Genomic DNA, 17719 nt, shown 5'->3' with positions numbered 1-17719 from the left:
GGCGCACTAAAGTAAAGGCATGACCTCGAACCCCGCGCCCACCGACCTCTGGCCCGCCCCTCTCGCGAGCGGAGCCGTCGACGCGACGGTCCAGGTGCCGGGGTCGAAATCCGTGACCAACCGCGCGCTGGTGCTCGCCGCGCTGGCCGCCGAGCCGGGCTGGCTGCGCCGCCCGCTGCGCTCGCGCGACACGCTGCTGATGGCGGGCGCGCTGCGCGCGATGGGCGTCGGCATCGAGGAGGGCGTCGGCCCGGACGGCACGGGCGAGGCATGGCGGGTCTTCCCCGGCCGGCTCCAGGGTCCGGCCACCGTCGACGTGGGCAACGCGGGCACGGTGATGCGCTTCCTGCCGCCGGTCGCGGCCCTCGCGGACGGCCCGATCCGCTTCGACGGCGACCCGCGTTCGTACGAGCGTCCGCTGCACGGGGTGATCGACGCGCTGCGCGCGCTGGGCGCCCGTATCGACGACGACGGCCGGGGCGCGCTCCCGCTGACCGTGCACGGCGGCGGCGCCCTGGACGGCGGTCCGGTGGAGATCGACGCGTCGTCCTCGTCGCAGTTCGTCTCGGCGCTGCTGCTGTCGGCTCCGCGCTTCAACCAGGGCGTCGAGGTGCGGCACACCGGCTCCACGCTGCCGTCGATGCCGCACATCCGGATGACGGTCGACATGCTGCGCGCGGTCGGCGCCCAGGTCGACACCCCGGAGTCGGGCGGCGAGGCGAACGTGTGGCGGGTGACGCCGGGCGCCCTGCTCGGCCGGGACATCACGATCGAGCCGGACCTGTCGAACGCGCAGCCGTTCCTCGCGGCGGCGCTCGTCACCGGCGGCCGGGTCGTCGTACCGGACTGGCCGGAGCACACGACGCAGCCGGGTGACGCGCTGCGGGAGATCTTCACGCGGATGGGTGGTTCCTGCGAGCTGACCGAGCAGGGGCTCGTCTTCACCGGTTCGGGGCAGGTGCACGGCATCGACGTGGACCTCGGCGAGGTCGGCGAGCTGACGCCGGGCATCGCCGCGGTCGCCGCGCTCGCCGACTCCCCCTCGACACTGCGCGGGGTGGCGCATCTGCGGCTGCACGAGACGGACCGGCTCGCCGCGCTCACCAAGGAGATCAACGAGCTGGGCGGTGACGTGACCGAGACCGCCGACGGTCTGAGCATCCGGCCGCGCCCGCTGCACGGCGGCACGTTCCACACGTACGACGACCACCGCATGGCGACGGCGGGCGCGATCATCGGCCTGGCCGTCAGCGGCGTGCTGATCGAGAACGTGGGGACGACCGCGAAGACACTGCCCGACTTCCCCGACCTGTGGACCGGGATGCTCGGGGCGGACAGGCCGTAGGGACGTAACGCGATGCGCCGCTACGGCAAGCACACCGACGAGGACGACATCCGCCAGCGCCCCAACCGCAAGGGGAACAGGCCGCGTACGAGCCTGCGCCCCAAGCACGAGGACGCGGCGGAGGGCATGGTCCTGACCGTCGACCGGGGCCGGCTGACCGTGCTCATCGACGGCACGGCCGTGACCGCGATGAAGGCCCGCGAGCTGGGCCGCAAGGCCGCGGTCGTGGGCGACCGGGTGTCCGTGGTCGGCGATCTGTCCGGCCGCAAGGACACCCTCGCCCGGATCGTCCGCATCGAGAGCCGTACGTCGGTGCTGCGCCGCACGGCCGACGACGACGACCCGTACGAGCGGGTCGTCGTCGCCAACGCCGACCAGTTGGCCGTCGTCACCGCGCTCGCCGACCCCGAGCCGCGCCCGCGCATGATCGACCGCTGTCTGGTGGCCGCGTACGACGGCGGGCTCGACCCGCTGCTCGTGCTCACCAAGTCCGACCTGGCCTCCGCCGACAAGATCCTCGACCTGTACGGCGACCTCGACATCCCGTACGTGGTGACGAGCCGGCAGGAGCTGGAGGACGGGACGGCCGTGGCGCGGGTGCGCGAGCAGCTCGACGGCAAGATCACGGCGTTCGTCGGCCACTCCGGCGTCGGCAAGACGACCCTGGTCAACGCGCTGGTCCCGGACGACCGCAGGCGTACGACGGGCCATGTCAACTCGGTCACCGGGCGCGGCCGGCACACGACGACCTCGGCGCTCGCGCTGCCGTTGTCGGGCGACGCGGGCTGGGTGATCGACACGCCGGGCGTGCGTTCGTTCGGGCTGCATCACGTGGACCCCTCGCGCGTGATCCACGCGTTCCCTGATCTGGAGCCGGGCACGGCGAACTGCCCGCGCGCGTGCAGCCACGACGAGCCGGACTGCGCGCTCGACGCGTGGGTGGCCGAGGGGCACGCCGATCCGGCGCGGCTGTACTCGCTGCGCCGCCTGCTGGCGACCCGCGAGCGCCACGAGGGCGACTGATCCGGTCGTCCAAGGGCATAATCGCACCAAGCCGGACGCAAGATCGAAGTGACCTGTGAGATCAGTGGGACGCGGGAGGCACTACACATGGCGTGGCTGCTGGTCATCGTCGCCGGAATCCTGGAGACCGGTTTCGCCGTCTGTCTGAAGCTCTCGCACGGTTTCACGCGCCTATGGCCGACGGTCGCGTTCGCGTCGTTCGCCCTCGGCAGCTTCGGCCTGCTGACCCTGTCCCTCAAGAAGCTGGACGTGGGTCCCGCGTACGCGGTGTGGACGGGCATCGGCGCGGCCGGTACCGCCATCTACGGCATGATCTTCCTCGGTGACGTGGTCTCCACGCTGAAGATCGTCTCCATCAGCCTGGTCATCGCGGGCGTGATCGGCCTCCAGCTCTCGGGCTCGGCGCACTAGGTTCTTTCGGCTTACGTGCCACTACGCGCGCGTGGTCAGGCGGGACGTGCTGTCGTCTCCCTGACCAGCCGGGCCACGGCGCGGGCGTCGCCGGGCGGCGGAGCGACGACGCAGGACAGGGCGATCCGTACCGCCACCTCACACGCGCGGGCCAGCGCTTCCTGTTCGCACTTGGCGGCGCCCGGCGCTGCGAGCACGGCGAGGGAGCGGTCCCGTACGGCGGCCACGAGGTCGGCCGGGGCGGGCAGCGGGCCGTCCGCGCGGCGCTGGGCGGGCACGGACGACGACGAGGGCGCCCCGGTCAGGGCGGGGGCGGGCAGCCGGTCGTCCCAGCAGCCGGTGAGCACGGCCCGTACGAGGGGGCCGCGGCGGGCGGCGGTCACGGTCCACTCGGCGACGGCGTCGAGGCCGCCCTCGCGCAGCGCCCGGTCGACGCCCGCGAGGTAGGCGTCGGCCTCGCGGCGCACGAGGGCCCGGCCGAGCCCTTCCTTGCTGCCGAACTCGTTGTAGAGGGTCTGCCGGGACACGCCGGCGCGGGCGGCGACCTCCACCATGCGGACCGCGCTCCAGGGGCGCCGGGCGAGCGCGGCCTGGGCCGCGTCCAGCAGGGACTCCCGCGCTGCGGGCATCGTCGCCTCCCCCCGGCCGCCGGTCGGTGCGGCGTGTCCCGTCAGAGTTGACGGGGCCCGGAGCGCTGTCAAGGGTCCGCGGCGAAGCCCGTACGGCCCGCCCGGGAGCGACCGTTGTGGCCCCGGGCCGACCACGGTCGATACTGTGCACTCATGCCCGATTACCACGATGATCTGCGTCTTGCCCATGTCCTCGCGGATGTCGCCGACGCCGCGACGATGGACCGGTTCAAGGCCCTCGATCTCAAGGTCGAGACCAAACCGGACATGACGCCGGTCAGCGAGGCCGACAAGGCCGCCGAGGAGCTGATCCGGGGCAACCTCCAGCGGGCGCGGCCGCGGGACGCGGTGCTCGGCGAGGAGTACGGCATCGAGGGCACGGGCCCGCGCCGCTGGGTCATCGACCCGATCGACGGCACGAAGAACTATGTGCGCGGGGTGCCCGTGTGGGCGACCCTGATCTCCTTGATGGAGGCCGGCGAGGGCGGCTACCAGCCGGTCGTCGGCGTCGTCTCGGCGCCCGCGCTGGGGCGGCGCTGGTGGGCGGCGAAGGGCGCGGGCGCGTACTCGGGCCGCAGCCTCACGTCGGCGACGCGGCTGTCGGTGTCCAAGGTGGGGCGGCTGTCCGACGCGTCCTTCGCGTACTCCTCGCTGAGCGGATGGGAGGAGCAGGGGCGGCTCGACGGCTTCCTCGATCTGACGCGGTCGGTGTGGCGTACGCGCGGGTACGGGGATTTCTGGCCGTACATGATGGTCGCGGAGGGGTCCGTGGACATCTGCGCGGAGCCGGAGCTCTCCCTGTGGGACATGGCGGCCAACGCGATCGTGGTGACCGAGGCGGGGGGTACGTTCACGGGGCTCGACGGGCGGCCCGGGCCGCACAGTGGCAACGCGGCGGCCTCCAACACGCTTCTCCACGACGACCTCCTCTCATACCTCCGCGGCTAGCCCTCCGGGGTGCGGTGCGGGGCTTCAGTACCGTCCACTTCAAGCCCCTCCGGCGATTGAGGAGCGGGGTCCGGGGCGGAGCCCCGGGGTTCGTCGCCGGGTGCGGGCTTCGTCGTGGCTGGTCGCGCAGTTCCCCGCGCCCCTGGCGGCGCTGATCTCGGCGCGCACTTCCCGCGAGCCGCGCCGGCGCTCCCGTACGCCCCTTGCCGACGCGTCCGACCCCTGCCACCCTGAAAGTCCCCCCACTTGTGAACTTGTGAATCCTTTCTCGTGACCCGGCGAGGGACGCTCACAGGTGCTCCACAAGAACAGGAAGGTGGCTACGCCCATGCTCGTCCGAGACGCCATGAGCACGCTGATCCTCACCATCGGCCCCACCCACACCCTGCGCCAGGCGGCCCGCCTGATGTCCCAGCGCCGCGTCGGCTCGGCGATCGTCCTCGACCCGGACGGCTCCGGCATCGGCATCCTGACCGAGCGCGACATCCTCGACGCCATCGGCTCCGGCCAGAACCCCGACCACGAGACCGCCGGCGCGCACACCACCACCGATGTCGTCTTCGCCGCCCCCGCCTGGACCCTGGAGGAGGCGGCCGGCGCGATGGCCCACGGCGGCTTCCGGCATCTGATCGTGCTCGACGGCGAGGCGGCCGTCGGCATCATGTCCGTACGCGACCTCATCCGCTGCTGGGCCCCGGCCCGCCGCACCCCCGCCCCGCCGGCGGCCGAACCCACCCCCGCCTGAGCGGCACGCATGACAAAGAGGGCCGGCTCCCCGTGGGGAACCGGCCCTCCCGCTCTCGGCAGGCGTCCGGGTCAGCGGCCGCGAAGGGCCATGATCACGGCCTCCGGTCGCGTGCCGAAGTCAGCGACCGGACCGCTCAGTGGCGGTCGAGGTCGAACCGGTCGAGGTCCATGGCCTTGCTCCACGCGGCGGCGAAGTCGCGGACGAACTTCTCCTTGGCGTCGTCGCTCGCGTAGACCTCGGCGACCGCGCGCAGCTCGGAGTTGGCGCCGAAGACGAGGTCGGCGCGCGTACCGGTCCACTTGACGGCACCGGAGGCGTCCCGGGCCTCGAACTCGTCCTGCGCCTCGGACGTGGACGTCCACTCGGTGTCCAGGTCGAGCAGGTTGACGAAGAAGTCGTTCGTCAGCGTGCCGGGACGCTCGGTGAGGACGCCGTGCTTGGTGCCGCCGTGGTTGGCGCCGAGGACGCGCAGACCACCGACGAGGACCGTCATCTCGGGCGCGCTCAGGGTGAGCAGGTTCGCCCGGTCGACGAGCAGGTACTCGGCGGGCAGGCGGTTGCCCTTGCCCAGGTAGTTGCGGAAACCGTCGGCGGCCGGCTCCATCGCGGCGAACGACTCGACGTCCGTCTGCTCCTGCGAGGCGTCGACGCGGCCCGGCGTGAACGGCACCTCGATCTCGACGCCGCCCTCCTTCGCGGCGCGCTCGACGGCCGCCGTGCCCGCGAGCACGATCAGGTCGGCGAGGGAGACCTTCTTCGCGCCCTGCGCGTTGAACGACTCCTGGACGCCCTCCAGGGCGCGCAGCACCTGAGCCAGCTCGGCCGGGTTGTTGACCTCCCAGTCGCGCTGCGGCTCCAGGCGGATACGGCCGCCGTTGGCACCGCCGCGCTTGTCGCTGCCGCGGAACGAGGAGGCCGCGCCCCAGGCCGCGGAGACGAGCTGGGCCGTGGTCAGACCGGTGGCGAGGATCTGCTGCTTGAGCGAGGCCACGTCGGCGGCGTCGATCAGCTCGCCCTCACGCGCGGGCAGCGGGTCCTGCCACAGCAGCTCCTCGCTGGGCACCTCGGGGCCGAGGTAGCGCACGACCGGGCCCATGTCACGGTGCGTCAGCTTGTACCAGGCGCGGGCGAACGCGTCGGCGAACTCCTGCGGGTTCTCGTAGAAGCGGCGCGAGATCTGCTCGTAGACCGGGTCGAAGCGGAGCGACAGGTCCGTGGTGAGCATCGTCGGGCGGTGCTTCTTCTCGGCGTCGAAGGCGTCCGGGATGATCTCGTCGGACGTCTTGGCGACCCACTGGTGGGCGCCGGCCGGGCTCTTCGTCAGCTCGTACTCGTACTCGAAGAGGTTCTTGAAGAAGTTGTTGCTCCACCGCGTGGGCGTCTCGGTCCAGGTGACCTCGAGGCCCGAGGTGATGGCGTCCTTGCCGACACCCGTGTTGTACGAGGACTTCCAGCCGAGGCCCATCTGCTCCAGCGGGGCGGCCTCGGGGTCGGCGCCCACGTTGTCCGCGGGGCCGGCGCCGTGGGTCTTGCCGAAGGTGTGGCCACCGGCGATGAGGGCAACGGTCTCCTCGTCGTTCATCGCCATGCGGCGGAACGTCTCGCGGATGTCCCGGGCGGCGGCGACCGGGTCGGGGTTGCCGTTGGGGCCCTCGGGGTTGACGTAGATCAGGCCCATCTGGACGGCGGCCAGCGGGTTCTCCAGCTCACGGTCGCCCGAGTAGCGCTGGTCGTCGAGCCAGACGGTCTCGGGACCCCAGTAGACGTCCTCGTCGGGCTCCCACTCGTCGACGCGGCCGCCGGCGAAGCCGAAGGTCTCGAAGCCCATGGTCTCCAGCGCCACGTTACCCGTGAGGATCATGAGGTCGGCCCAGGAGATGGCCTTGCCGTACTTCTTCTTGACGGGCCACAGCAGACGGCGGGCCTTGTCGAGCGAAGCGTTGTCCGGCCAGCTGTTGAGCGGCGCGAAACGCTGCTGACCGGCGCCGGCGCCACCGCGTCCGTCACTGATGCGGTACGTACCGGCCGAGTGCCAGGCCATACGGATCATCAGGGGGCCGTAGTTGCCGAAGTCCGCGGGCCACCAGTCCTTGGAGGTGGTGAGCACCTCCGCGATGTCGCGCTTGACGGCGGGCAGGTCGAGGGAGCCGAACGCCTCGGCGTAGTCGAACTCCTCGCCGAGCGGGTTCGCCACGGCCGGGTTCTTGGCGAGGATCTTCAGGTTCAGCCGGTCCGGCCACCACTGGCGGTTGCCGCCGCCCTGCGTCGGGTGCGCCGCGCGCCCGTGCGCGACGGGGCAGCCGCCCGCGCCCTCCGCCTTCGGATCCGTGACGATTGCTTCATGGTTCTCGGACATTGGGGGCGCCCTTCGCGAGTTGTCCTGTCACTTGGCCTGAGCCGTGCTTGATCCTACAATGGACATTGTCTAAGTCAAGCAATGCTCCAAGGTTACGCTCGTTCGGGACACGGTCCCCCGACTGTTAGGCTGGTCTTCATGAGTGACCTGTTGGATCGACTGCGCGGGCGTGGTTGGCGGATGACCGCGCAGCGGCGCGTCGTGGCCGAGGTCCTCGACGGGGACCATGTCCATCTGACCGCCGACGAGGTGCACGCGCGCGCTGTGGCCAAGCTTCCCGAGATCTCCCGCGCCACCGTGTACAACACGCTGGGCGAGATGGTCTCCCTCGGTGAGGTCATCGAGGTCGCCACGGACAAGCGGGCGAAGCGGTACGACCCCAATGCGCATCGGCCCCATCAGCATCTTGTGTGTGCCCAGTGCGGGCAGATCCGGGACGTGCATCCCAGTGGGAACCCGTTGACGGATCTTCCGGCGTCGGAGCGGTTCGGGTTCACGATCTCTGACGTCGAGGTCACGTACCGGGGCCTCTGCCCGGGCTGCGCCACGCCTTGACCGTCACATGAAAGGGGCCTCACCTAACCGGTGGGGCCCCTTTTGCATCCCCCTGCCCGGCACCGGGCTGGTCGCACCCCTGAGGAACCAGGCCCGCCCGCAGCCCGCCACCCACGGGCCGGTGGGGGCTGATCGCGCAGTTCCCCGCACCCCTAGGCGAGTGGGCCTGCCCGTGGTTTTCTTCGTCCTCGACTCCGTCGTGGCTGGTCGCGCAGTTCCCCGCGCCCCTGTCGGGGCGACTGCGTCGCCACCTCCATCGGGGGAAGCAGGGGCGAAGCCCCGCTTCCCAACGGGGAAGCTGCACGAAGTGCATGCTTCAGGGGCGCGGGGAACTGCGCGAGAAGCCCCACCCACCCGCAGATGACCACGCACGCGTAGTGCCCCGAAGGGGCGCGGGGAACTGCGCGACCAGCCCCCACCGGCCCGCAGGTGAGCGACGGCCCCAGGGGGCACCGCCCCCCTCAGGGGCGCGGGGAACTGCGCAGTCCGCCCACTCCAACCCCCCGCACCCCAAAAACCCCGCACCCCAAAAAACCCCGCCCTGAAAGAACCCCCTTCCACAATCTGACGCCCCGTCATATCCTCACGCGCGCCCACCAAAATCCCCCGCACCCCGGAGGGCACATGCACAAACTGCGCGCCCACAACCTCACCCGAACCTTCGGAGAAACCCCCGCCCTGGGCCCCTTGGACCTGACCGCCGCCCCGGGCGAGTTCCTCTGCGTCGTAGGCCCCTCGGGCTGCGGCAAGTCCACGCTCCTGCGGATAGCCGCCGGCCTGACCCGCCCCTCCACCGGCACCCTGGAGATCCGCACCTCCAGCCCCCGCCCAGCCGCGATGATCTTCCAGGACTACGGCATCTACGACTGGAAGACGGTCCTGGCGAACGTCAGATTCGGCCTGGACGTCCAGAAGGTCCCGCGCCGCCAGGCGAACGCCCGCGCCCACGACTGGCTCACCCGCATGGGCCTCGCCGACCGCGCCGACGCCTACCCGGCGACCCTCTCCGGCGGCATGCGCCAACGCGTCGCCATCGCCCGCGCCCTCGCCGTGGAACCGGAGATCCTGCTCATGGACGAACCGTTCGCCGCGCTCGACGCCCAGCTCCGCACGATCCTCCAGGACGAACTGCTGGAACTGACGCAGTCGACCCGTACGACCACGCTGTTCATCACGCACAGCCTGGAGGAGGCCATCGTGCTCGGCGACCGCGTCCTCGTGATGTCGGCCCGCCCCGGCAGGGTGATCGCGGAACGCCGCCCGCCCTTCCCCCGCCCTCGTACCGGCGACATCCGGGCGACACCCGAGTTCACCGCGCTCAAGGGCGAGTTGTGGGACCTGCTGCGCGGCGAGGTCCACGCGGACACGAAGGCGGTCCCCGCATGACGGACCCGAGGCCCACGAAGACAGCACCCCCATCAGACGCGGCACCCGCCCAAGACCCCCCGCCCGCGAACGCGCCCCTGACCCGCACCCCCGGCCCCGCCGAACTCCACCCCGCCCGCACCCGCCGCCGGCGCCGCGCGCTGGAGCTGGCCCTGGCGACCGCCGTCCCGCTCGTCCTCGTCCTGCTCTGGCAGCTCGCCGCCGCGCGGTCCTGGATCGACGCCCGCGTCTACCCCGCCCCCTCCACGATCCTCGCGGACGGCTGGGACAGGGCCGCCGACGGCACCCTGTGGCCCGACGTACGGGCCACCCTGGTCCGGGTCCTCGCGGGCTACGCGATCGGCACGGTCAGCGGCTATCTCCTCGGCCTGCTCATGGGCTCCGTCGCCCTGATCCGCGCCGCCCTCGAACCCCTGCTCGACGCCCTCTACGTGGTGCCGAAGCTCGCCCTGCTCCCCGTCTTCCTCAACATGTTCGGCCTCGGCGAAGGCCCCCAGATCGCCCTGGTCGCCGCCACGGTCTTCTTCTTCGTATGGATCTCGACGATGGCCGCCGTGGTCGCCGTGCCGTCCGGGCACCGGGACGCGGGCCGGGTCTTCGGCGCGTCCCGCCTCCAGATGTTCCGGCACGTCCTGCTGCCCGCCTCGCTCCCGGCGGTCCTGGTCGGCGCCCGGATCGCGGCGGGCGTCGCCGTCCTCGTCATCGTCGCCTCCGAGCAGATCGCCGCCGCGAACGGGCTCGGCCACCTCATCTTCGACGCCCGCGCGCTGTTCCAGAACGACGTGATGTTCGTGGGCATCGTCTGCGTGGCCGTACTCGGCGTCGTCTTCTCCGAGGTCGTACGCCTCCTCGGCCGCCTGCTCACCCCCTGGGCGCCGCGTGACCGGGGCCGCGCCCAGTCCTGACCGCGCCCGCCCGCCGGCCCGCCGCCGCAACCCCGTACGGAGGCCCCATGCACCCGCGCTCCCCGCGCCCCCTCGCCACGTCCCTGCTCCTGGCCTGCGCGCTGCTCGGCACCGCCACCGCCTGCGCGAAGAACGACTCCCCGGCCGGCACCGCCGACGCCCGGCCGCGCGCAGTCAAGCCCGTCGCCGGCTGCGGCGCGAAGAGCTGGACGGACCCCGCCGACCGCGCCCCGGACCGCGCCCCCGCCCGCTGCGCGTCCGGCGCCCCCGCTCCCGTGAAGCTCGGCAAACCGCGCAAGCTGACGATCGCCACGGGCACCCTGGCCGCCGAGTACGTCGCCCCGCTCGAAATGGCCGCCCGGAAGGGCGAGTTCAAGAAGGAGGGCCTGGACGTCACCCTGAAGGTGCTGCCCACCCCGGACGCCCTGCCGCTGCTGGCCAAGGGCGACATCGACGCGCAGTGGGCCGCGCCCGAGGCCGCCGTCATGAACGGCATCCGCGGCGGCTTCGCCATCAAGTGGGTCGCGGGCAACTTCTCCCCCGCGCCCGCCTCCAAGAGCGGCCTGTGGGTCCGGCTGAAGGACGGCGAGAGCCCCGCGCACGTCACCATGGCGGGCCGCAGACTCGGCACGATGATCGGCAAGGGGTCCGTCATCGCGTACCCCATGAACAGCGCGCTGAAGAAGCACGGCGGCGGCCTCGACAAGATCCAGTTCCAGCAGCTGGGCTCGGCGGACGTGCTGACCGCCCTGCGCAACGGCGGGGTCGACTCGGCCTGGCTGCTCGACCCGGTCTGGCGCAAGGTCGACGGCGACAAGCGGTACGCGTTCCTCGGCGGCCAGCCGCAGGGCGAACCGCTCGGCGGCCTGCTGTTCGGCCCGAAACTGCTCACCGAGGACCCGGACGCGGGCGTCGCCCTGCTGCGCGCGTACATCCGTACGGTGAACACGTACTTCGCCGGCGACTACAAGAAGGACCCCGCCTTCGTCAGCGAACTGGCCTCGCTGCTGAAGACCGACAAGGAGGTCCTGCGGTCCACGCCGTCGCTGCGCATGGACTGGGAGATCCGCGCGGGCACGACCGACCGCCTCCAGCGGGCGTACAAGGCGGCCGGAGTCTTCGGCGGCACACCGCTGCCCGAGTCCCGCACGGTCGACAGGAAGCTGTACGAGGAGGCCGTGGGCCACAGCGCGACACCCTGACCGCCCCCCCCTGAACACACCGAAGGCCCGGAGTGCGGACACTCCGGGCCTTCGGCCTTTGTAGCGGGGACAGGATTTGAACCTGCGACCTCTGGGTTATGAGCCCAGCGAGCTACCGAGCTGCTCCACCCCGCGTCGGTGAACACCACTTTACGGGAAGCCCCCGACCAGCGCAAATCCCGGCCGCCCCCGCCGGAGCGCGGGTCCCGCGCGGCGCCGCTCGCTCAGGCGGACAGCTCCTGATGCAGCGCGTCCCGCAGCCGTCCGGCCCGCTCGGCGACCTCCGCCGGGCCCAGTTCCACGGCCCGGGACGCCCAGCGCCGGCCCTCGGCGAGATCACCGCGGCGGGCGCACAGCAGCGCGAGCCGCAGCGCCGCGCGGCCGTGCCCGGCGTCGGCGGCGCGGGTCCACCACAGGGCGGCCTCCGGCTCGCTGCCCTCGCGCGCGAGGAGCAGGCCGAGGTTGAACGCGCCGTTGCGCGAGCCCGCCTCCGCCGCCTTGCGGTACCAGCGGGCTGCCTCCACCACGTCACCGCGCGCGGCGGCGAGCATGCCGACCCGGACCTGGGCGCGCCGGTGCCCGTGCTCGGCGGCCCGCTCGTACCACTCCTCGCACTCGCTCTTGACGGTGACGGGCTCGCCCAGCTCGTGCCGGGTCTCGGGCGGGCGTCGCACGTCGAGCAGGGACGCGAGCCGGTAGGCGGCCTCCGCGCTGCCGCCGCCCGCCGCGCAGCGGAGGTGCCGCTCGGCGCTCTGCTCGTCACCGTCGCGCAGGCGGGCGATGCCGACCTGGAGCGCGGCCTCGGTGTGGCCTCCGGCGGCGGCCCTCTCGTACCACTGGAGCGCCTTCTCCGCGGCGCTCTCGTCGTCCTCGCGGCCCGCGTACAGGATGCCGAGGTTGAAGGCGGCGTCGACGCTGCCCGCCTCGGCGGCCTTGGAGAACCAGGGCTCGGCGCCGGCCGCGTCGCCGTTCTGCAGGAGCAGCACGGCCAGCGCGTTCGCCGCTTCGCGGTGGCCCGCGTAGGCGGCGCGCCGGTACCAGCTCTCGGCCTGCACGGTGCGCTTCTGCTCGGCGCACAGCAGGCCGAGGTTGTACGCGCCGTTGTTGTCGCCCGCGTCCATGGCGGCCCGGTACCAGCGCTCGGCGGTCTGCGTCTCGCCGCGCTGGGCGTGCAGGGCGCCCAGCGCGTTCGCCGCGTTGCCGTCGCCTTCCTGGGCGGCGCGCAGCCACCACACGGCGGCGCTCTCCTCGTCGCCCGCGTCGCGCAGCAGGAAGGCGAGGGCGCAGGCGGCGCGCGGCTCGCCGTCCTTGGCGGACGTCAGATACCAGCGGGCGGCCTCCTTGAGGTCGCCGCGCTTCTCCAGGATCGCGCCGAGGTGCAGCGCGGCTCTGCGGTGGCCGCGGGCGGCGGCCTGCCGGTACCACTGCTCGGCCTCGGCGGCCGGTGCGGTGTCGTCGTCGGAGTTAAGCAGGTCGGCGGAGGACTTGCGGTCGAGGGCGCGGGCGAGCCGGTAGGCGGCCTCGCGGTGGCCGCGCTCGGCGGCGACCCGCATCCAGCGCTCGGAGCCCACGTCGCTGCGGTGTTCCAGCAGGTCGGCGAGGGCGTACGCGCCGAGGGTGTGGCCCTGCTCGGCGGACTGGCGCAGCCAGTACTCGGCGGCGGGCTCGTCGCCGCGCTCGCGGTGGTGGCGGCCGAGGGCGTGCGCGGCGGCGGCGGACCCGGCGACGGCGGCCACCCGCCACCAGCCGGCGGCCTCGTCGGCGTAGCCCCGCTGGTGGAGCAGGACGCCCAGGTTGTTGGCGGCGGCGCGGTCGCCCTCGGCGGTGGCGGCGCGCAGCAGGGGCTCGGCTCCGTCGAGATCACCGCGGCGCAGCAGCATGGCGCCGAGGACGCTCATCGCCTCGACGTCACCGGCCTCCGCGGCCAGTCGCTGCCGTACTTCTTCCGCCGCCTCGCCGGGATCGTCCCGATCTGTCGGCTGCACAAACCGCCCTGTCTCCAACAGAGTTGCCTTGTCCCCCATAACGTCCATCGTCGCACCACCTGCAACCTGGGTACACCTCGTATACCGCAGCCATTGAGGTCACTACAGAGCCAGTGAGGTCACTACAGCGTTTTGTCGACATGCCCACAGAGAGACAAGTGAAACACAGTTTGCTCAACTCGCCCCGGGCGGCGCACGGTTCGCACACTCTTCGCACATGCCCGGGGCTCTTGCCATTAAGGCCCTTGACGCACCGAAGGCCCGGAAGCCATTGCTTCCGAGCCTTCGATCACCAGTAGCGGGGACAGGATTTGAACCTGCGACCTCTGGGTTATGAGCCCAGCGAGCTACCGAGCTGCTCCACCCCGCGCCGTTGTGTCGCAACCGTATCACGGTCACGCGGTGCGGGGCGCCGCCCGCCCGGCGGCCCGCTCAGCGACTCCCGGGCCGCCCGCGAGCGCCCGGGTCAGCCGCTCGCCGAGGAGGCGTCACCGCCCTCCCCGTCGCTCTTGCCGTCGCCCTTCTGGTCCTTCTGATCGCTCTGGCCGCCGCCGGCGCTCTTGTCGCCCTTGTCGCCCTGGCCGGCCTTGTCCGCCTGCGACTGCGCCTTGTCGGCCCGCCGCAGCGCGTCACTGAGCTTGTCCTGCGCCTCGCCGTACGCGGTCCAGTCGCCGTCCTTCAGGGCCTTCTGGCCGTCCTGGAACGCCTTCTCGGCGTCCGCGAGGGCCTCCTTGACCGTGGAGTCCGACGGCTTCTGCGTCGAGCCGCCCGGCTTCTCGGGCTTGGCCGGCGTGGCGCCGTCCACCTCGAACGCCTGGTTGAGCGCCTCCGGCAGCGAGTTGGCGAAGCCGATGCGGTCCCCGTAGGCGACCGCGACCTTGCGCATCAGCGGATACTCCGAGTTGCGGCCCTGGGCGTAGATGGGCTCCACGTACAGGAAGCCCTTGTCGAGCGGCACCGTCAGCAGATTGCCGTACAGGACCGTCGAGTCGGCGCCCTTCATGTCGCGCACCCAGTTCGCCACGGGGTCCGAGGAGTTGAGGCGGTTCTGCACCTGCTCGGGTCCGTAGACCTTGTCCTCGGTGACTCTCAGCAGCCTTATGGTGCCGTAGTCCTTGCTGGTGGCGTCCGCGTCGACCGCCATGAAGGCGCGCAGGTTGGGCCGCCCGCTCGGGGTGAACGTCGTCGTCAGCGAGAACTGCTGGCTGTCCTGGCCCGGCATCTTCATGGACAGGTAGTACGGCGGGACCGCACTGTTGTCCTTCTTGGTCGGGTCGTTCGGCACCTGCCAGGCGTCGGAGGCGTTGTAGAACTGCGACGAGTCCTTCACGTGGTACAGGCTCAGCAGCTCGCGCTGGACCTTGAACATGTCCTGCGGGTAGCGCAGGTGCTCCTTCAGCGCCGCCGGGATCGCGCTCTTGGGCTCGACCGTGCCCGGGAAGGCCCGCTTCCACGTCTTGAGGACCGGGTCCTTCTCGTCCCACGTGTAGAGCTTGACCTCGCCCGTGTACGCGTCGACGGTCGCCTTCACCGAGTTGCGGATGTAGTTGACCTGGTTCTGCTGGGCCACCACCGCGCGCTGGCTGTCCGCCTCGTTGAGCGAGTCTGCGGTGCTGTCACCGAGCGTCGTCCGCGACGCGTACGGGTAGCCGTTCGACGTCGTGTAGGCGTCGACGACCCACTTGATCTTGCCGCCGACGACCGTCGGATACGGGTCGCCGTCGATCGTCAGCCAGGGCGCGACGGCCTCGACGCGCTCCTTGGGCGTGCGGTTGTACAGGATGCGCGAGCCCTCGCCGATGGCGCCCGAGTAGAGGATCTGCGGCTCGCTGAAGGCCACCGCGTACGCGGCGCGGTTGATCGGGTTCGAGAGGTTCACACCGCTCTTGCCCTTGTAGCTCGTGGTCTTCTGGGTGCCGTCCTCCTGCTCGTAGTCGAGCTCCTTCTGCGGCCCGCCGACGATCGAGTACTGCGTCGTCTTCTCGCCGTAGTACACGCGCTGGTTGTACTCGCCGAGGTGGCCGGAGGTGGGCAGGCCCGACTCCGTGAACTGCGGCGAGCCCTGGGAGGTGGAGGTGCCCTTGGCGGTGATCGCGCCGTACCCGTGGGTGTACACGAAGTGGTCGTTGATCCAGTTGCGCTTCTCCAGCTTGCCGAGGTTCAGCTCGCGCAGGCCCACGACGGTGTCCTCGCCGTTGTAGCGGTCCACGTCCAGCGTCGTCGGGAACTGGTAGTACTTCCGCTGCTGTTCGAGCTGCTGGAAGGTGGGCGAGACCACGTTCGGGTCGTTGAGCCGGTAGCTGGCCGCCGAGTCGGCCTCGGTGCGCTGCTTCTTGGTGTCGTCCGAGCTCTTGCCGCTGTAGTCGACGGGGTCGGCCTTGTCGATGCCGTACGCCTTGCGGGTCGCCTCGATGTTCTTCTGGATGTACGGGGCTTCTTTGGACTGCTCGTTCGGCTGCACCTGGAACTTCTGCACGATGGCCGGGTACAGGCCGCCGATCAGGATCGCGGAGAGCACCATCAGGCCGAAACCGATGACCGGGAGCTGCCAGGTGCGCCGCCACAGGGTGGCGAAGAACAGCACCGCGCAGATCGCGGCGATGCAGAACAGGATCGTCTTCGCGGGCAGGTACGCGTTGGCGTCGACGTAGCGCAGGCCCGTCCAGTTGTCCGTGGCCTTGAAGTCACTGGACTTCACCGCGAGCCCGTACCGGTCGAGCCAGTAGGCGACCGCCTTCAGGGCGACGAAGACGCCCAGCATGACGGAGAGGTGACCGGTGGCGGCGGCCGTCGCGCGCGCGCCCGGGCTGGTGATGCGCAGCCCGCCGTACAGGTAGTGCGTGAGCGCGGCGGCGACCAGGCCGATGACGGCGGCCGCGAAGCCGAAGCCCAGCAGGAACCGGTACCAGGGCAGGTCGAAGGCGTAGAAGGCCACGTCGAGGTGGAACTGCGGGTCCTTCTGGCCGAACGGCACGCCATTGACGTACATGAGCCAGGTTCGCCACTGGCCGGCGGCGGACGCGCCCGCGATCAGGCCCACGACGGCCGTGATGGCGATGAGCAGCCACTTCTTGAAGGGCGCGATGCTCATCCGGTAGCGGTCGAGGCTCTGCTGCTCCATCGACATGGCGCTCAGCGGCGGGCGCATGCGGTGCGCCAGCCAGATGTTCAGCCCGACGGCCAGGGCCATGAGCAGGCCGAAGACGAAGAACAGGCCGATCTTCGTCCACAGGGTCGTCGTGAACACGGACGAGTACCGCACCGAGCGGTACCAGAGCCAGTCGGTCCAGAAGCCCGCGAACATGACGAAGGCCATGCCCAGCACGGCCAGCACGCCCAGTGTCAACAGCAGCGTCCGGGCCCGCCGGGACGGCCGGCCCACTCTCATCCGCGGCCCCGTCGGGCCTCCGCCGCGGTCCGGCATCTGGAAAGCCAAGGTGCGCACCTCGAAGTTCAGTGATCGGTAGGTCGGGGCCCCCGAGATCGCGGACCCATCACCTATGCAACTTACTCACGCTTTACTCAGTTCCCGGTTCGGGGGAGGAACGAGGCAGGATTGTGACCATGTCCAACACTCCCATGGCAGCGAGCCCCCTCACCCGGGCCGTCCTCGAGATCGACGAGTACGCCTCCGGCCTCGGCTGGGACCAGCCCGCCCGCCTCTTCGCCCTCGTCGACACCGCCGCGCTGCGCGCGCAGGAACCCGCCCTGGCCGCACAGCTCGGCCTTGAGGGCGAGCAGGAGGCCCCCGGCCTCACCCCGATCGAGCAGGAAGAAGTGCCCGCGGACAAGCCGCTGGACGAGTTCCTCGGCACCATCGCCTGGCCGGACGCGGTCGTGGGCTGCGCCCTGACGGTCGAGCGTCTGATGCTTCCGCCGTCGGCGGAGGCGTCCGTCCCCGAGGGCCTGAGCGACAAGAAGCTCGCCAAGTGGGTCGCCGAGCACCCGGACCGGCAGGAGGTGCGGATGACGGTCGCGGTGCTGCGTGACGGCGCCCGCGACTCGGCGCTGCGGCTGCGCGAGAAGGACTCCGCGACGGAGGTCCTCACCGGTGCGGCGCTGGTGCCGGGCCTCGCCGAAGCGCTGGCGGCGACGTTCGCCGAGTGACGCCCGCGGCGTTTTCGTTCGCTATGTAGTTCGCTATGTAGTTCGCTATGTAGTTCGCTATGCAGGTGGGGCGCCCCCGGAGATCCGGGGGCGCCCCACTGTCGTGCTCGTGACCGCGC

General features: G+C 71.4%; 14 protein-coding genes and 2 tRNA genes. 10 read left to right on the top strand and 6 right to left on the bottom strand.

What is annotated here, in order from left to right; all coding sequences use genetic code 11:
• Positions 1-19: 19 nt before the first annotated feature.
• From aroA to ACZ7LY_RS06215, 3 genes are all read left to right on the top strand, one after another.
• Entirely contained in the window at positions 20-1345 is a 1326-nt protein-coding gene (gene aroA / locus ACZ7LY_RS06225; RefSeq protein WP_471623339.1) for a 3-phosphoshikimate 1-carboxyvinyltransferase, read from the top strand.
• Between the two features lie 12 nt (positions 1346-1357).
• Positions 1358-2368 (top strand): ribosome small subunit-dependent GTPase A, encoded by a 1011-nt coding sequence (gene rsgA / locus ACZ7LY_RS06220; protein WP_471623338.1) that lies wholly within the window; start codon positions 1358-1360, stop codon positions 2366-2368.
• A gap of 87 nt (positions 2369-2455) precedes the next feature.
• The gene (locus tag ACZ7LY_RS06215; RefSeq protein WP_161302440.1) at positions 2456-2779 is read left to right on the top strand and encodes a DMT family transporter; all 324 of its coding nucleotides are present in this window, start codon (positions 2456-2458) and stop codon (positions 2777-2779) included.
• A 35-nt stretch (positions 2780-2814) separates the two neighbouring features.
• Here ACZ7LY_RS06215 and ACZ7LY_RS06210 read toward each other — a convergent pair whose 3' ends face one another.
• Positions 2815-3408 carry a TetR/AcrR family transcriptional regulator gene (locus ACZ7LY_RS06210; protein ID WP_471623337.1) on the bottom strand — a complete coding sequence of 198 codons (594 nt, stop codon included), beginning with the start codon at positions 3406-3408 and terminating at the stop codon, positions 2815-2817.
• A 153-nt stretch (positions 3409-3561) separates the two neighbouring features.
• On the opposite strand from ACZ7LY_RS06210, the gene hisN reads away from it, so the two are divergent.
• Together hisN and ACZ7LY_RS06200 are read left to right on the top strand one after the other, a co-directional pair.
• Entirely contained in the window at positions 3562-4356 is a 795-nt protein-coding gene (gene hisN, locus ACZ7LY_RS06205) for a histidinol-phosphatase (RefSeq protein ID WP_471623336.1), read from the top strand.
• A 328-nt stretch (positions 4357-4684) separates the two neighbouring features.
• Complete coding sequence (locus ACZ7LY_RS06200) at positions 4685-5101, top strand: CBS domain-containing protein (RefSeq protein ID WP_471623335.1); 417 nt, start codon at positions 4685-4687, stop codon at positions 5099-5101.
• A gap of 136 nt (positions 5102-5237) precedes the next feature.
• On the opposite strand, the gene katG is transcribed toward ACZ7LY_RS06200, so the two are convergent.
• Positions 5238-7460 carry a catalase/peroxidase HPI gene (gene katG, locus ACZ7LY_RS06195; protein ID WP_471623334.1) on the bottom strand — a complete coding sequence of 741 codons (2223 nt, stop codon included), beginning with the start codon at positions 7458-7460 and terminating at the stop codon, positions 5238-5240.
• A 138-nt stretch (positions 7461-7598) separates the two neighbouring features.
• On the opposite strand from katG, the gene ACZ7LY_RS06190 reads away from it, so the two are divergent.
• From ACZ7LY_RS06190 to ACZ7LY_RS06175, 4 genes are all read left to right on the top strand, one after another.
• Positions 7599-8015 carry a Fur family transcriptional regulator gene (locus tag ACZ7LY_RS06190; protein ID WP_471623333.1) on the top strand — a complete coding sequence of 139 codons (417 nt, stop codon included), beginning with the start codon at positions 7599-7601 and terminating at the stop codon, positions 8013-8015.
• A gap of 624 nt (positions 8016-8639) precedes the next feature.
• Entirely contained in the window at positions 8640-9401 is a 762-nt protein-coding gene (locus tag ACZ7LY_RS06185; RefSeq protein WP_471623332.1) for an ABC transporter ATP-binding protein, read from the top strand.
• On the top strand, positions 9398-10306 hold the full coding sequence (locus tag ACZ7LY_RS06180; protein ID WP_471623331.1) for an ABC transporter permease: 909 nt from the start codon (positions 9398-9400) through the stop codon (positions 10304-10306). The genes ACZ7LY_RS06185 and ACZ7LY_RS06180 overlap by 4 nt, the downstream gene beginning before the upstream one ends.
• A 47-nt stretch (positions 10307-10353) precedes the next feature.
• Complete coding sequence (locus tag ACZ7LY_RS06175) at positions 10354-11508, top strand: ABC transporter substrate-binding protein (protein ID WP_471623330.1); 1155 nt, start codon at positions 10354-10356, stop codon at positions 11506-11508.
• A gap of 61 nt (positions 11509-11569) precedes the next feature.
• Here ACZ7LY_RS06175 and ACZ7LY_RS06170 read toward each other — a convergent pair.
• From ACZ7LY_RS06170 to ACZ7LY_RS06155, 4 genes are all read right to left on the bottom strand, one after another.
• Positions 11570-11643, bottom strand: a tRNA-Met gene (locus ACZ7LY_RS06170).
• Positions 11644-11732: 89 nt separating this feature from the next.
• Entirely contained in the window at positions 11733-13541 is a 1809-nt protein-coding gene (locus ACZ7LY_RS06165) for a tetratricopeptide repeat protein (protein ID WP_471623329.1), read from the bottom strand.
• A 248-nt stretch (positions 13542-13789) separates the two neighbouring features.
• Positions 13790-13863: transfer RNA gene (locus tag ACZ7LY_RS06160), tRNA-Met, on the bottom strand.
• Between the two features lie 96 nt (positions 13864-13959).
• A complete protein-coding gene (locus ACZ7LY_RS06155; RefSeq protein WP_471623504.1) occupies positions 13960-16917 on the bottom strand; it encodes a UPF0182 family membrane protein in 2958 nt (985 codons plus the stop codon).
• Between the two features lie 140 nt (positions 16918-17057).
• Between ACZ7LY_RS06155 and ACZ7LY_RS06150 the strand changes: the two genes are divergently transcribed.
• Entirely contained in the window at positions 17058-17600 is a 543-nt protein-coding gene (locus ACZ7LY_RS06150) for a PPA1309 family protein (protein ID WP_471623328.1), read from the top strand.
• Positions 17601-17719 lie beyond the last annotated feature (119 nt).

It is taken from the genome of Streptomyces sp. NPDC107550 (genome assembly GCF_055639095.1).
Note: the sequence above shows the minus strand (reverse complement) of the source record. Positions and strands in the feature narration are given on the sequence as shown.